Genomic DNA, 13,507 nt, shown 5'->3' with positions numbered 1-13,507 from the left:
TGGGGGTGCGCCGGCCGGCCGCGGGTCTTGGGTGGCCTCGAGGGTGGTGGCTACGCCGCGGCTGCGGACGCTGCCTCCTCGAGGATGTCCTTGGTACGAGTGGGGTCGACCTTCACGCCGGGGCCCATGGTCGAGGCCATGGTGATCGACTTGATGTACTTGCCCTTGGCCGCGGACGGCTTGGCACGCATCAGCTCGTCGATGACGGCGGCGTAGTTCTCGAGCAGCTGCTGGTCGGGGAAGTCGACCTTGCCGATGGTGAGGTGCACGATCGCGGTGCGGTCGGTGCGGTACTCCACCTTGCCGGCCTTCGCCTCGGTGACGGCCTTCGCGACGTCCATCGTCACGGTGCCGACCTTCGGGTTCGGCATCTTGCCCGACGGGCCGAGCACGCGGCCCAGGCGGCCGACGAGCGGCATCATGTCCGGCGTCGCGATGGCGACGTCGAAATCGGTGAAGCCCTCCTCGACGCGCTTGGCCAGGTCCTCGTCGCCGACGATGTCGGCGCCGGCGGCAGTCGCCTCGGCGGCCTTGTCGCCACGGGCGAACACGGCGATCGTGACTTCCTTGCCGAGGCCGTGCGGCAGCGCGATGGTGCCGCGGAGCTGCTCGTCGGCGTGGCGGACGTTCAGGCCGGTGCGGACGTGGATCTCGATCGACTCGGTGAACTTCGCGCGCTTGAGCTCCTTGACGAGCTTGACGGCGGCCGCCGGGGAGATCTCCGCGTTGCGGTCGACCTTGGCCTTGACTTCGTTGTAGCTCTTGCCGTGCTTGGGCATCAGGCCTCTACCTCCACGCCCATCGAGCGGGCGGTGCCGGCGATGATCTTGACCGCGGCGTCGATGTCGTTGGCGTTCAGGTCCGGCAGCTTCTTCTCCGCGATGCCCACGATCTGGGCCTGCGTGAGCTTGCCGACCTTGGTCTTCTGCGGCTCGGACGAGCCCTTGTCGATCGACAGGGCCTGACGGATCAGGACGGCCGCGGGCGGCGTCTTGGTGACGAACGTGAACGAGCGATCCTCGTACACGGTGATGACGACGGGGATCGTCGTGCCCTGGTCACCCTGGGTCTGCGCGTTGAACGCCTTGCAGAACTCCATGATGTTGATGCCGTGCTGACCCAGCGCGGGGCCGACCGGGGGTGCCGGGCTGGCCTGTCCGCCCGCAGCCTGCAGCTTGATGGTGGTGAGGACCTTCTTTGCCATTTCCTATCTCCTGCCACGGCCCCGGCCTGTCCGGGGGAGTGGTCGTCGCGGATGTTTAAATCTTCTTGACTTGGTCGAAGCCCACTTCGACCGGCGTCTCGCGGCCGAAGATTGACACAAGCACCTTGAGCTTGGCCTGCTCCTGGTTGACCTCCGAGATCTCTCCCGAGAAGTCCGACAGGGGGCCGTGGACGACCTTGACCGATTCGCCGATCGTGAACTGCGCCTTCGTTGCGACCTTCTGCGCGACCTCGCGGTGCAGCAGGCGGTCGACCTCCGGCTGGGTCAGCGGAACCGGCTCGTTGGCCGCGCCGACGAACCCGGTCACGCCGGGGGTGCCCTTGACGAGCTGCCACGAGTTCTCGTTGAGATCGAGGTTGATCAGCACGTAACCGGGCATCGTGCGCTTCTCCGAGGTGACCTTCACGTTCTCCTTCATCTCGGAGACCGTCTCGGTGGGGATCACGACCTGGCGCAGGTAGCGCTTCTGGCCGAGCGTCTCCGCGCGATGCTCGATGTTCTGCTTGACCTTCTTCTCGTGGCCCGAGTAGGTGTTGACGACGTACCAGCGAAACATGGTTCTTCGGTAACTCTCTTCTGCGCCCGAGGCCTAGAGGATGAAGTCGACGAGCTCTTTGGCGAGCGCGTCGGCAAGGCCGAGGTAGGCGCCTGCGACGATCACGAAGCCGATGACGACGGCTGTCGCCTGGCCGACCTGGCCGCGGTCGGGCCACTGCACGCGCTGCAGCTCGGCCCACGACGCGCGCAGGAACGAGGAGAAGCGCCCGATGCCCTTGGGCGTCGGGGCGGCCGGCAGCGCCGCTGCCGAGGGGGCGCCGGCGAGGGCGGCCTTCTCGAGCGACACGTCGTCGATCTCCGGCTCGTCTTGTGAGGAATCAGCCACGTCAGAGTCCCCGGGTCAGCGGGTCTCCTTGTGACTGGTATGAGAGCGGCACCACTTGCAGTACTTGCTCATGGCAATGCGGTCCGGATTGTTCCGCTTGCTCTTGTTCGTCTGGTAGTTGCGCCGCTTGCAGTCCTCGCAGGCGAGGGTTACAGCAATGCGCACGTCTCCGCGGGCCATACGGGCTCCCGATGTGAAAAGAAGGTGGGTAAGACGGGTCAGGACATCGGAACCGGGGCAAAGAAAAGACCCGCCCCGGAGCGAGTCACTGGACGAGGATAGCGCAGGGCCGGGTTTCACGACCGGCGGGGGTGCTAGCGAGCCGGCGCCAGGGGGAAGCCTGAGAGAAGTGAACCCCTAAGTGATCTCTTACGAAGAACCCGGCATGTTCTCCTCACGTACCGCACGGACCCTCGCCCTCGCGACCGCCCTGGGCGTCGCCGTCCCCGCCGCCGGCGCGTCCGCGGCGACCCTGACCGGCGTCGACACGTCGAACCGCCTGCTCACGTTCAGCTCGAGCAGCCCCAAGAAGATCGCGAAGACGACCGCGATCTCCGGGCTGACCGCCGGCGACCGCATCGTCGGCCTCGACCGGCGCCCGGCGAACAGCTCGCTCTACGCGATCGGGTCGTCCAGCACGATCTACCGGGTCGACATCACGACGGGCAAGGCCACGGTCGTCGGCAGCGGCCCGCTCGCGACGAAGCTGTTCGGCACCGGCTTCGGCTGGGACTTCAACCCGACGGTCGACCGCATCCGCCTGACCTCGAACTTCACCCAGAACCTGCGCCTGCATCCGGACACCGGTGCGGTGGCCGCCACGGACAAGTCCCTGAACTACGCCACGGGTGACGCCAACGCCGGCAAGGTCGCGACCGTCGTCGGGTCCGCCTACACGAACAACGTCATGGGCGCGACGACGACGCAGCTGCTGAACATCGACAGCACGACCGACTCGCTCGTCCTCCAGGACCCGCCGAACGACGGCGGCCTCAAGACGATCGGGACGCTCGGCGCGGGCGACGTGACGAACCCGGTCGCCTTCGACATCAGCGCCGCCGGCGAGGCGTTCGCGACGCTCAAGGTCAAGCGCCGCGTGGGGACGCTCCTCTACCGCGTGAACGTCACCACCGGCAAGGCGACGAAGATCGGTCGGATCGGCGCGACCGGCGCACCGCGGACCCTGGTGGGACTGACGGTTATCGGGTAGGCGGCTGTCAGACGTCGACGGTGGCCGATGAGAAGCGGCTGCCGTCGGCGTCGTTGTGGTGATGCACAACCCGACCGCAAGGAGCGCCTCATGACCCTGCCCGAGATCGTGTCCCCCGACGAATGGCGGGCCGCCCGCGTCACCCTGCTCGAGAAGGAGAAGGCGGCGACCCGGGCGCGGGACGAGCTCAACGCCGAGCGCCGGCGCCTGCCGATGGTCCGCGTCGAGAAGGAGTACGCCTTCGACGGCCCGGACGGCCGCGTCACGCTGCTCGAGCTGTTCGGCGAGCACCCGCAGCTGATGGTCGGGCACTTCATGTTCGACCCGGACTGGACGGACGGGTGCCCCAGCTGCACGGCGGGCGCGGACGAGGTCTCCCCCGGCCTGCTCGAGCACCTGGCCACGCGGAACACGGCGTTCACCTACGTCTCGCGGGCGCGCCTGGAGACGATCGCGGACTACAAGGCGCGCAGGGGCTGGACGTTCCCCTGGGTCTCGTCGTTCGGAAGCGACTTCAACTACGACTTCCACGTGACGATCGACGACTCCGTGACGCCGGGTGAGTACAACTACCGCTCGGCTGCGGAGCACACCAAGCGCGGATTCGACCTGGTGACCGACCAGCCGTGGGAGATGCCCGGCATGAGCGTGTTCCTGCGCAGCGGCGACGAGGTCTTCCACACCTACTCGAGCTTCGCGCGCGGGGCGGAGATGACGGGCGGCTCGTACTACTGGCTGGACCTCACGCCACTGGGCCGCCAGGAGGACTGGGAGGAGCCGAAGGGCCGCTCGGACGATGTGCGGGGCAACAGCCCCGACTTCGCTCGCTGAGCGGGCTGAGGACGGGGCCCGAGTGGCCGGCCCTGCGGACGGGCCGTTCGCGGGGCCCGTCCCCGCCTGCCGCTGACAGCTTTTGCACCTCATCCGTACGCGAACCTGTCAGCGACCGCGATTGGTCGCTGCCCGCGGCCGCCGCGACCGCCGGCCTACGCGTTACGCCGACGGCCGCGACCTCGCGGCAGCGCAGCCTGGCGTTCGAGCTCGGCGATGCGAGCGCTCAGTGCCGCGGACTTCTGCGCCTCGTCCGCGTAGGCCTGCGCGTAGGCGTCGTGAGCGGCGTTGAGCGCGGCGTGATCGGCGTGTAGACGGGCGACGTCCGCCAGGGCCGCGGTGAGCTCGCGCGGCTCGTCCGGTTCTGGGGCGATCAGGTCCGCGGGGGACGGGGCCGGGACGTCCGCCGGGGGACGGCGGAGCACCAGGACGTCCTGGCCTCGCATCGCGGCGGGGCGGTGCTCGACGACCTCGAAGGCACGGCCGTAGTGCGCGCGGAGCCACCACCCGCCGTGGAGGACCATCGGCCCCCCGGCCGCCCACGGCCGCCCGGCGCCGTGGACGCTCATGCCGATGTCGTCGTCGGCCACGGTCCGGCCGGTGACCTCGGGGGCGACGGCTGCGCCCATGAAGCTCGCCACCAGCGTCCCCCCGGGACGCAGGACCCGCCGGAGCTCGAGCAGCCAGTCGGCCCAGCCCTCGTGGATCTGGGAGAAGACCGACACGGCCCAGACGACGTCGAAACACCCGTCGGCGAACGGCAGCGGCGGCTGCGGCGGAGCGACGACGGCCCGGCACCGCGGGGCGAGGTTCGCCTGCACCCACTCGACGGAGGTCGCGTCGATGTCGCAGCCGTGCAGCTCCGTGCCGGGCACGGCGCGGATCAGGTGCCGCAGGATCCGGCCCGAACCGCAGCCGAAGTCCAGCAGCCGCCCGCCCGCCAGCGCCTCCGGGTCGGTCAGCGGCAGGAGCGCGGCAACGACCTCGCGGCCGACGCGGTCGTAGTCGGCGGCCCAGTCGTCGCCCGCGACGCCGCCGACGACGTACGTGGCGATCTCGCGTGGAGGCAGCGGGGGCAGGCCGGTCACGGAGGCAAGGCTACGGTCCGGCGACGCGAGTGGCGGATCGCACGGCCCCCAGCCGGGTGAATCGACATTCACCGCATGTCCGGCGACGCCAGTGGCGGATCACACGGCTCCGGGCCTGGTGAATCGACATTCACCCGTTCGCGCCCACGGGCCTTCAGGCCCTGGGGACGGGTGCCCCGGTCAGGCGCGGGCGGAGGAGGCCGGGTCCAGGCGGGTCATCTGGACGGAGGCGCTGAGCTCCGTCGACGCATTGCCGCGGTAGACCCCCTTCACCGGCGGGACATCGGTGTAGTTGCGGCCGTGGCCGACCTTGACGTGGGTCTCCCCCGCGAGCCGGCGGTTCGTCGGGTCCGCACCGACCCACACGGGCTCGCCGTGGCCGTCCGTCCCCGGCATCAGCGCCTCGACCCAGGCGTGGGTGTGGACTTCCATCGAGTCGCTGCCGCCGTCCTGCGGGGCCGCCCAGAGGTAGCCGGAGACGTACCGCGCGGCGATGCCGTGGGCCCGCAGCAGCACGACCCCGAGGTGGACGAAGTCCTGGCAGACACCGCCACCACCCTTGAGGAGGTCCTCGACGGTCGATCCGACGTAGGTCGCGTTCTGGTCGTAGCGGAAGCGGTCGGGGATGATCTCGCAGAGCAGGCGGAGGGTGGCGAGCGGGCTCGAGGCGCGCACCACGCCGATGAGGTCGCCCAGCAGCTCCGGGTCCGGCTCGTCGCCGACCGGGAGCAGGAACTCGCCACCGGCCGCCTCGTAGGACGTGGTCGTCAGCGCGTCCCAGGGGGCCTCCGGCGGCTCGGCCGGGGCCGACGTCACGACCCGGGCACGGACGTCGATCGTCAGGTGGTCGTGCGGCTTGGGGATGCCGAACTCGATGACCTCGGTGCCGAAGTAGTCGGTGTGGCGGCTGACCCGGGACTCCGGGTCGGTGCGGATGTGGAAGTCGTCCGTGCGCTGGGTCGACGTGGTCGCCGGCCGCACGCGGAGGGCGTTGAGGTTGTCGGTGACGATCGAGTCGTACCGGTACTCGGTGAGGTAGCGGATCGAGAAGTTCACGTGAGGTCCCTACGACGAGGAGGTGACGACGCCAGGGCTGGCGGCGCCGGCGAAGTAGCGATCGGCGATGTCCTGGTCGACGCGCGCCAGCTCCTGCTGGACGGCCTCGCAGGTGGCGCCGAGGTCGCGGGTGGGCGGGCCGACGGTCCGCGCCTGGAAGTCCAGGTCGGCGCCGAGGCGGCTGAGGCGCAGCATCGGCTCGGACGCCCGCGGCGAGGAGTCGGCGAGCTGCAGCACCTCGAGCGTCGCCTCGACGGACGCCGCGACGCTGTCGGGATAGGCACGCTCGTACAGGAGGAAGTTGGCCACCGGAAGTGCGTTCGGCTGACCGGGGACCGCGCGGCGGAAGGCCTGGATGCCGCCGACGGCGGCCAGCAGCGCGATCGCCTGCCCGTCGCGGACCGCGCCGGCGTCCTCGACGTCGGCCTGGATCGGGAGCGCGACGCGCAGCATGCGCAGCACCATGTCGGCCGACTCGATCCGGCCGCCGGCGGCGAGGAAGGCGGAGGCCTCGTCGCGCAGCATCGTCCGGGACGTCATGCCCCACGTGAGCGCCGACCGCTCCTTCACGTACTGGTACACCGAGTACGGGCCGGTCCGCAGCCGCGCCGAGAGGTCGCCCTCCAGCAGCGTCAGGTTCGTGGTGTTGATCGCCTCCCACATCTCCGTGGAGATGACGTCGCGGACCGTACGCGCGCCCTCACGCGCCCGGCCGATGCACGAGACGACGGAGGTCGGGTTGTCCGGGTCGAGGGTCAGCGACGAGAGCACGTCGTCGCGCCGCACCGTCGCGGCGTCCTCGACCTCGCCGCCCATGATCGCGAGGATCGAGCCCCAGCCGAGCGTGACGCGGTTCGGATCGTCGGGGCGCCCCTGAAGGTCCGCCGAGAAGACGCCGTCCAGCATGCGGGCGGTGTGCTCCGCGCGGACGAGGTTGCGGCCCAGCCAGTAGAGCTCGTGCGCGATCCGGGCTAGCACGAGCCGGCCTCGGTCGGGGCAGCGGCGACGGCAGCGTCAGCGTCGGCGGGAGCAGCGACCTCGGCCTCCGACGTCTGCTGCTGCTGCTGTTGCTGCCCGCTCCACTCGCTGCCGTACTGCATGTCCGGCAGCGCCGGCGGCAGCGTGGCGGCCATCGTGGGCTCCGCGCGATCGGTGTCCACGCCGTCCTCCTCGAGCACCCAGGTGTCCTTCGAACCGCCACCGCGCGAGGAGTTGACGATCATCGACCCCGGGACCATCGCCACGCGGGTCAGGCCACCGGGCACGATCTTGATGGTCTCGCCGAAGACCGCGAACGGGCGCAGGTCCACGTGACGCGCCGAGAGGCCACCGTCGACGCCGGCCGTCGGGACGGTCGACAGCTTCACCACCTCCTGCGCGATCCACTTCTCGGGCTGGGCGCGGAGCACGTCGGCGAGCGCCGAGAGCTCGTCGGCCGGCGTCGACGGCCCGATGAAGACGCCCTTGCCGCCGGACTCGCTGGTCGGCTTGATCACGAGCTGGTCGAGCTTCGGCAGGACGTAGGCCAGCTGCTCGGGATCGCTGAGCAGGTAGGTCTTGACGTTCTGGAGGATCGGCTTCTCCCCCAGGTAGAACTCGATCATCTCGGGCACGTAGTGGTAGATCGCCTTGTCGTCCGCCACGCCGGTCCCGAAGGCGTTGGCGATCGCGACGGTGCCGGCGCGGTAGGCGCGCACGAGGCCCGGGACGCCCAGCAGGGAGTCGGGCCGGAACTCGAGCGGGTCGACGAAGTCGTCGTCCAGTCGCCGGTAGACCGAGTGCACGCGCTGCAGCCCGGAGGTCGTGCGCATGTAGAGGACGTCGTCGCGGACGACCAGGTCGGACGCCTCCACGAGCTCGACGCCCATCTGGCGCGCCAGGAACGCGTGCTCGAAGTAGGCCGAGTTCAGCGAGCCGGGCGTCCAGACGACGACCGTGGCCTCCTCGTCGGTCGACGGCGCCACGGCGCGCAGCGCGGCCAGCAGCAGCTGCGGGTAGTGGTCGACCGGGCGGACCTTGTAGTGCTGGAACAGCTGCGGCACCAGGCGCGTCATGGCCACGCGGTTCTCGAGCACGTAGGAGATGCCCGACGGCGTGCGGACGTTGTCCTCGAGGACCTTCCAGCTGCCGTCGTTGTCCCGGACGAGGTCGCAGCCGGCGACGTGGCAGTAGACGCCGCCAGGCGGCCGGATGCCGTGCACAGCGCGGGCGAAGTGGCTGCGCGAGACGATCAGGTTCCACGGGACGATCCCCGCACGGACGATCTCCCGGGCGTGGTAGACGTCGTCGACGAAGTGGTTGAGCGCACGGATCCGCTGCGCGAGGCCGCGCTTGATCTGCCGCCACTCCTCGCCCGGCAGGATCCGCGGGACGAGGTCGAGCGGGAACGGGCGGTCCTTGACGGGCCCCTCCTCCCCGGTCGCGTCGAACGTGATCCCCTGCTGCATGAAGATCGCGTCGCGGCGGCGCCCGGCGGAGGCCAGCTGCTCCGGCCCGAGGCGGTGCAGCTCGGCGACGAGCGGGGACGCGTACTCGTGCGGGATGCCGCCGGCGCCGAACACCTCGTCGAAGTACTCCGGCGAGGGGCGGTAGACGGTGGGCTCTCTGATGATGATCGGCTCGGCCATGCTTGTAAGCGATCTTCCCAGGCAGGCCATGCCCCAACCCCCGTCCCGCAGGAGGAAGTTCACGGGTGCCTGTTGTCCACCGGGTCGAGCCACCCGCGCAGCGAGGCTGCGCCGGACTACTTGATGGTGACGCGGGCGACCGCGATCCGGGCACCCGTGGACGACAGCGCGACGAGCGTGGCCCGGCCCTTGCGGCGCGGGACGTAGAGCCCGCGGGCACCGCCGCCGCTCCGCCGGGCCAGCGTCTTGCCGCCGAGGGTCACGCGGTAGCGGCTCACCTGCGAGACGTCGCCCGTCAGCGTCCACGTGATGAGGGCGCGCCCGCTGCGCCCTGACGTCGTGCGCTTGACCCGCGCGGTCAGCACCGGCGGGTCGGCCTGCGTCGGCCACTGGTCCTCGGGGACGAGGCTGCGCAGCGCGGCCGCCACGTCGATCGCGCCGGCAGCGACCTTGCCGAGCAGGTTGGACGGATGGCGCGCGGTGGCCTCCAGCGTGGCCTGCAGCTCGGTCCCCGCCAGCTCGGGCCGCACGCTGTGCAGCATGGCCAGCGCCGCGGCGACGAACGGCGCCGCCATCGACGTGCCGTCGCGGAGCTCGTATCCACCCGTGCTCGACGTCGACAGGATCCCGACCCCGGGTGCGGTCAGCTCCACGCCGCGCCCGAAGTTCGAGAAGCTCGCAAGGATGGTGTCGCCCTTGGTCGCGCCGACGCCCACCACGGCCGCATCCGGGTAGGACGCGGGGTAGGACGGGACGAGGCCGAGGTTGTCGCCGTCGTTGCCGGCGGAGGCGACCACCGGCACGCCCGCGGCGCCCGCGATCCGGATGGCGCTCTTCAGGCTCTCGGACGTCCCGGCACCGTTGATCGAGATGTTGATGACGTCGGCGCCGTTGCCGACGGCGTAGAGGACGCCCTGCGCGACGGTGTCGGCGGTGCCGCCCCGGCGGGCGTCGAGCACCTTGATCGCCATGATCTTCGCCTGGTTGGCCAGGCCGACCGCGCCGTCGCCGTCGGCCTTCGCCGCGATGATCCCGGCGATGTGGGTGCCGTGGCCCTCGTCGTCGGCCGGGTCCCCGTCGCGGTTCACGAGGTCGACGCCGTGCACGTCGTCGACGTAGCCGTTGCGGTCGTCGTCCTTCCCGTTCCCGGCGACCTCCCCGCTGTTCGTCCACAGCTGGCCGGTCAGGTCCGGGTGCGACTCGAGCACGCCGGTGTCCAGGACGGCGACCACGGCGCCGGCGCCGCGGGTCAGGCGCCAGGCCTGCGGCGCGCCGATGGCCGCGTCGGCCTGCAGCGCGCTCTGGTCGGCGTAGAGCGTGTCCGACGGGGTCACGGGAGCGGTCGGGGCGGCGCTCGCGACGGACGGCGAGAGCCCCAGCACGGCGCCACAGGCGACCGCTGCGAGCGCGAAAGCGGCGCGGCGCGTGGCGATCGTCGGAAGACCCATGCCCCAAGACTCGGCACGGACGCGCCGGTGCTTGACGGTCGGAAGGACCATTTTCGACGTTTTGTCGACGCTGGCGCGTCCGCAGGCCCCTGGACGGGTCGCCTGCGCGGGTCTGCAAGGGTTGCGAGGGCAACACCCAGCGTCCCCACCGCCCCATCGCCGCCGAGGAGTCACCGTGTCCGACGTCCCCCGCCTGTGGTCCTTCCGCGCCTCGCCGTTCGCGGGCAAGGTCCGTGTCGCCCTCGCCGAGAAGGGCGTGGACTACGAACTGCTCGAGATCCACCCGGTCAAGCGGCCGCCGCGCCTGCGCGAGCTGAATCCGGTGGGGCGCGTCCCGGTCCTCGAGGCGCCGGGCGTCGTCCTGCGCGAGTCCGCGGTCATCTGCGAGTACCTCGAAGAGGTCTACCCCGAGCCGCCGCTGTGGCCGGCTGACCCGGGCCTGCGCGGCTGGGCACGGGGCTGGGCGCGCTACGTGGACGACGGGCTGGCGGTCAACTTCTTCTTCGGCATGCGCAAGCTCGCGTTCGGCAAGGCGCCCGAGGACCCGGACGACATCGTCGACCGGATCCACGCCAAGGTCCCGCGCCAGTGGGCGCGGCTGGAGGACGCCCTCGACGCGCACGACGGGCCCTGGCTGTGCGGGCAGCAGTTCACCTACGCCGACATCACCGGCATGGCGATCGCCGTCCGCATCCCGGAGTGGAAGCCGCAGCTGCTGCCGGACCCGGCCGAGCACCCGCGCGTGACCGCGTGGCTGGCCGCGCTGCGCGAGCGGCCGAGCGCGGCGGCGATCGACGCTGCCGGCACGAAGGTCCCGGCCTGAAGGCGCCGAGGCGCGTCAGCGGCGGCCCGTGAGGACGTAGTCCGCCGGGTTGAACGTCGCGGCGAGCTGCCGGAACCGCCAGGTGAAGCCCGGCCAGAGGGTCGTGTTCTTGCCCTTGCTGTCCAGGTACCAGGAGTCGCAGCCGCCCTGGGTCCAGACCGTCCGCTTCATCTGCTGCTGGAGCGTCGCGTTGTGGGCCTTCACGACGTCCGCGCGGACCTCGACCTCGGCGATGCCGCGGTCCCGCATCGCCTTGACCGCGCCCATCACGTGCGCGACCTGCGCCTCGATCATGAAGATGACCGAGCTGTGCCCGAGGCCGGTGTTGGGGCCGAGCAGCAGGAACAGGTTCGGGAAGCCGTCGACGCTCGTGCCGTAGTAGCACTGCGGGCTGCCGTCGAAGTGATCGGACATCCGCACGCCGCCCTTGCCCCGGATGAGGGTCGTGATCGGGAGGTCCGTGACGTGGAAGCCGGTCCCGAGGATGATCACGTCGCACGGGTGCACGACGTCGTCGTGCGTGACGACCCCCTCGGGGGTGACGGCCTTGATGCCGGTGTCGATGACGTCGACGTTGGGCTTGGAGACGGCCGGGTAGTAGTCGTTCGCCTGCAGGATGCGCTTGCAGCCGATGGTGTACTTCGGCCGCAGCTTCTCGCGCAGGACCGGGTCGGGAACCTGGCGCTTGAGGTGCGTCTCGGCGAGCTTCTGCGGGATCGCCTGGAAGCGGCGGTCGTAGACGAAGCCCGGCACGAGCAGCTCCTGGCGCCAGTAGATCAGGGTCCGGGCGATGCGCTGCGCGAGCGGCAGGCGCGTGTACAGCGCGTGCCGCCGCTTCCCGTAGTGGGGGTTGAGCTTCGGGACGATCCACGGCGCCGTCCGCTGGTAGATGTCGAGGTGCGCGACCTGCTTCTGGATCCGGGGGACGAACTGGATCGCCGACGCGCCGGTGCCGATCACCGCGACGCGCTTGCCGGTCAGGTCGACGTCGTGGTCCCACAGCGCGGAGTGGAAGATCTGCCCGGCGAAGCTGCCGAGCCCCTCGATCTCGGGGATCTTCGGGTCGTTCAGCGGGCCCGGGCCGGCGACGACGACGTTCGCGGTCAGACTGCCGCGCACCGTGGTGACGGTCCAGCGCTGGGTCGCCTCGTCCCACTCGGCGCCGATGACCTCCGCGTTGCCGCGAACGTGGCGCAGGACGTCCTGCTCGGCGGCGACCTTCTGCATGTACGCGTGGATCTCCGGCTGGCTGGAGTACGCACGCGACCAGGTCGGGTTCGGCGCGAACGAGAACGAGTACAGGTGCGAGGGGACGTCGCAGGCGCAGCCCGGGTAGTCGTTCGCGCGCCACGTGCCGCCCACGTCCGCGGCCTTCTCCAGCAGGACGAGGTCGTCGACCCCCGCCTCCTTGAGCTGGTGCGCCATCGCGATGCCGGCGGCGCCGGTCCCGACGATCGCCACGTAGACGTGGTCGGGGAGCGGCTGGTCGACGTGGAGCGCGACCTGTTCGGCTGGCGCCGGGACGGCAGTGGCGGGCATACGGCTCTCCTGGTGCGGGGTGCGGGCTGGACCTGCGGCAGCCTTCCGGCCGCTGCTACCGAGGGTAACCTACTGGCGGTAGGGCGTTACGCTGTGACCGTGGACACGCTCACCGAGGAGCTCGCGGCGCACGCTCACGGCCGGGTGCCGCGCGCGCTGCGCGAGCGGCAGCTGCTGGCGCTCGGCGCCGAGCTGTTCGCCGAGCGCGGGTACGCCGGCGCTTCGATGGACGAGCTCGCCACGCGCGCCGGGGTCTCCAAGCCGGTGATCTACGACCTGCTGGGCAGCAAGGAGGAGCTGTTCCGCCGCTGCGCCGACCTCGCCGCCCAGGATCTGCACGAGCGGGTGGCCAGCGCGGTGGCCGCCGCGGCGCCGGTCGCCGACGCGACCGCGGCCGAGGCGCAGCTGCGGGCCGGCAGCCTCGCCTTCTTCCGCTTCGCCGCAGAGCACCGGAGGTCGTGGAGCGTCCTGTTCGCGGGCGACAGCACCTTCACCGCCGAGGCCGAGTCGATCCGCCACCGGCAGACCGCGCTCGTCGAGGCGCTGCTCACCGGTGCGGCGCTCGAGCAGGGCGGCGCGATCGACGCCCGGCAGGTCGCCGCCACCGCGCAGGCGCTGAACGGCGCGTTCGAGTCGCTGGCCAACTGGGCGGCCGCCCAGACGGACGTCACCCCCGAGACGCTGACCGAGTGGTTCGTCGCCCTGACGCTCCCCGGACTGCAGCTGCTGGCCCGGTCCGCGTCCGCCGGCCCCGGGTCTGCGAGGCGATAGGGCGGT

General features: G+C 71.1%; 15 protein-coding genes. 4 read left to right on the top strand and 11 right to left on the bottom strand.

Going from position 1 to position 13,507, the window contains the following annotated elements; all coding sequences use genetic code 11:
- Nucleotides 1-50: 50 nt before the first annotated feature.
- From rplA to rpmG, 5 genes are read right to left on the bottom strand one after another with little or no spacing between them, the layout of a single operon-like run.
- Nucleotides 51-779 (bottom strand): 50S ribosomal protein L1, encoded by a 729-nt coding sequence (gene rplA, locus DSM112329_RS06410; protein ID WP_354700986.1) that lies wholly within the window; start codon nt 777-779, stop codon nt 51-53.
- Nucleotides 779-1,204 (bottom strand): 50S ribosomal protein L11, encoded by a 426-nt coding sequence (gene rplK, locus DSM112329_RS06405; RefSeq protein WP_354700985.1) that lies wholly within the window; start codon nt 1,202-1,204, stop codon nt 779-781. Before rplK ends, rplA begins: the two co-directional genes overlap by 1 nt.
- Before the next feature lie 55 nt (nt 1,205-1,259).
- Nucleotides 1,260-1,781 (bottom strand): transcription termination/antitermination protein NusG, encoded by a 522-nt coding sequence (nusG, locus tag DSM112329_RS06400; RefSeq protein WP_354700984.1) that lies wholly within the window; start codon nt 1,779-1,781, stop codon nt 1,260-1,262.
- A gap of 33 nt (nt 1,782-1,814) precedes the next feature.
- Nucleotides 1,815-2,108, bottom strand: coding sequence for a preprotein translocase subunit SecE (gene secE, locus DSM112329_RS06395; RefSeq protein ID WP_354700983.1), 294 nt, complete (start codon nt 2,106-2,108; stop codon nt 1,815-1,817).
- 15 nt (nt 2,109-2,123) lie between these two features.
- On the bottom strand, nt 2,124-2,288 hold the full coding sequence (gene rpmG, locus DSM112329_RS06390; RefSeq protein WP_354700982.1) for a 50S ribosomal protein L33: 165 nt from the start codon (nt 2,286-2,288) through the stop codon (nt 2,124-2,126).
- A 205-nt stretch (nt 2,289-2,493) separates the two neighbouring features.
- Between rpmG and DSM112329_RS06385 the strand changes: the two genes are divergently transcribed.
- Nucleotides 2,494-3,318, top strand: coding sequence for a DUF4394 domain-containing protein (locus DSM112329_RS06385; protein ID WP_354700981.1), 825 nt, complete (start codon nt 2,494-2,496; stop codon nt 3,316-3,318).
- Nucleotides 3,319-3,408: 90 nt separating this feature from the next.
- Nucleotides 3,409-4,149: a DUF899 domain-containing protein gene (locus tag DSM112329_RS06380; protein ID WP_354700980.1), complete on the top strand. Its 741-nt coding sequence runs from the start codon at nt 3,409-3,411 to the stop codon at nt 4,147-4,149.
- 155 nt (nt 4,150-4,304) lie between these two features.
- Here the strand turns inward: DSM112329_RS06380 and DSM112329_RS06375 are convergent, their stop codons facing one another.
- The 5 genes from DSM112329_RS06375 to DSM112329_RS06355 form a co-directional block, all read right to left on the bottom strand.
- Nucleotides 4,305-5,237, bottom strand: a complete 933-nt coding sequence (locus DSM112329_RS06375; protein WP_354700979.1) for a class I SAM-dependent methyltransferase — start codon at nt 5,235-5,237, stop codon at nt 4,305-4,307.
- Nucleotides 5,238-5,417: 180 nt separating this feature from the next.
- Nucleotides 5,418-6,293, bottom strand: a complete 876-nt coding sequence (locus DSM112329_RS06370; RefSeq protein WP_354700978.1) for a transglutaminase family protein — start codon at nt 6,291-6,293, stop codon at nt 5,418-5,420.
- A 9-nt stretch (nt 6,294-6,302) separates the two neighbouring features.
- Nucleotides 6,303-7,271 carry an alpha-E domain-containing protein gene (locus DSM112329_RS06365; protein WP_354700977.1) on the bottom strand — a complete coding sequence of 323 codons (969 nt, stop codon included), beginning with the start codon at nt 7,269-7,271 and terminating at the stop codon, nt 6,303-6,305.
- A complete protein-coding gene (locus DSM112329_RS06360; RefSeq protein ID WP_354700976.1) occupies nt 7,265-8,920 on the bottom strand; it encodes a circularly permuted type 2 ATP-grasp protein in 1,656 nt (551 codons plus the stop codon). The genes DSM112329_RS06365 and DSM112329_RS06360 overlap by 7 nt, the downstream gene beginning before the upstream one ends.
- A 116-nt stretch (nt 8,921-9,036) precedes the next feature.
- Nucleotides 9,037-10,368: a S8 family peptidase gene (locus DSM112329_RS06355; protein WP_354700975.1), complete on the bottom strand. Its 1,332-nt coding sequence runs from the start codon at nt 10,366-10,368 to the stop codon at nt 9,037-9,039.
- 175 nt (nt 10,369-10,543) lie between these two features.
- Between DSM112329_RS06355 and DSM112329_RS06350 the strand changes: the two genes are divergently transcribed.
- Entirely contained in the window at nt 10,544-11,191 is a 648-nt protein-coding gene (locus DSM112329_RS06350) for a glutathione S-transferase family protein (RefSeq protein WP_354700974.1), read from the top strand.
- 15 nt (nt 11,192-11,206) lie between these two features.
- On the opposite strand, the gene DSM112329_RS06345 is transcribed toward DSM112329_RS06350, so the two are convergent.
- Entirely contained in the window at nt 11,207-12,730 is a 1,524-nt protein-coding gene (locus DSM112329_RS06345) for an NAD(P)/FAD-dependent oxidoreductase (RefSeq protein WP_354700973.1), read from the bottom strand.
- Between the two features lie 99 nt (nt 12,731-12,829).
- Here DSM112329_RS06345 and DSM112329_RS06340 point away from each other — a divergent pair, with 99 nt between their 5' ends.
- A complete protein-coding gene (locus tag DSM112329_RS06340) occupies nt 12,830-13,501 on the top strand; it encodes a helix-turn-helix domain-containing protein (RefSeq protein ID WP_354700972.1) in 672 nt (223 codons plus the stop codon).
- The last annotated feature ends 6 nt before the right edge of the window (nt 13,502-13,507 follow it).

It is taken from the genome of Paraconexibacter sp. AEG42_29, from assembly GCF_040581415.1.
Taxonomy (GTDB): Bacteria; Actinomycetota; Thermoleophilia; order Solirubrobacterales; family Solirubrobacteraceae; genus Paraconexibacter.
This window is presented reverse-complemented; position numbering and strand designations above follow the sequence as displayed.

Coding starts and splice junctions, on each gene's coding strand:
- rplA (WP_354700986.1), bottom strand. CDS start 779: ATGCCCAAGCACGGCAAGAGCTACAACGAAGTCAAGGCCAAGGTCGAC.
- rplK (WP_354700985.1), bottom strand. CDS start 1,204: ATGGCAAAGAAGGTCCTCACCACCATCAAGCTGCAGGCTGCGGGCGGA.
- nusG (WP_354700984.1), bottom strand. CDS start 1,781: ATGTTTCGCTGGTACGTCGTCAACACCTACTCGGGCCACGAGAAGAAG.
- rpmG (WP_354700982.1), bottom strand. CDS start 2,288: ATGGCCCGCGGAGACGTGCGCATTGCTGTAACCCTCGCCTGCGAGGAC.
- DSM112329_RS06385 (WP_354700981.1), top strand. CDS start 2,494: ATGTTCTCCTCACGTACCGCACGGACCCTCGCCCTCGCGACCGCCCTG.
- DSM112329_RS06380 (WP_354700980.1), top strand. CDS start 3,409: ATGACCCTGCCCGAGATCGTGTCCCCCGACGAATGGCGGGCCGCCCGC.
- DSM112329_RS06360 (WP_354700976.1), bottom strand. CDS start 8,920: ATGGCCGAGCCGATCATCATCAGAGAGCCCACCGTCTACCGCCCCTCG.
- DSM112329_RS06355 (WP_354700975.1), bottom strand. CDS start 10,368: ATGGGTCTTCCGACGATCGCCACGCGCCGCGCCGCTTTCGCGCTCGCA.
- DSM112329_RS06345 (WP_354700973.1), bottom strand. CDS start 12,730: ATGCCCGCCACTGCCGTCCCGGCGCCAGCCGAACAGGTCGCGCTCCAC.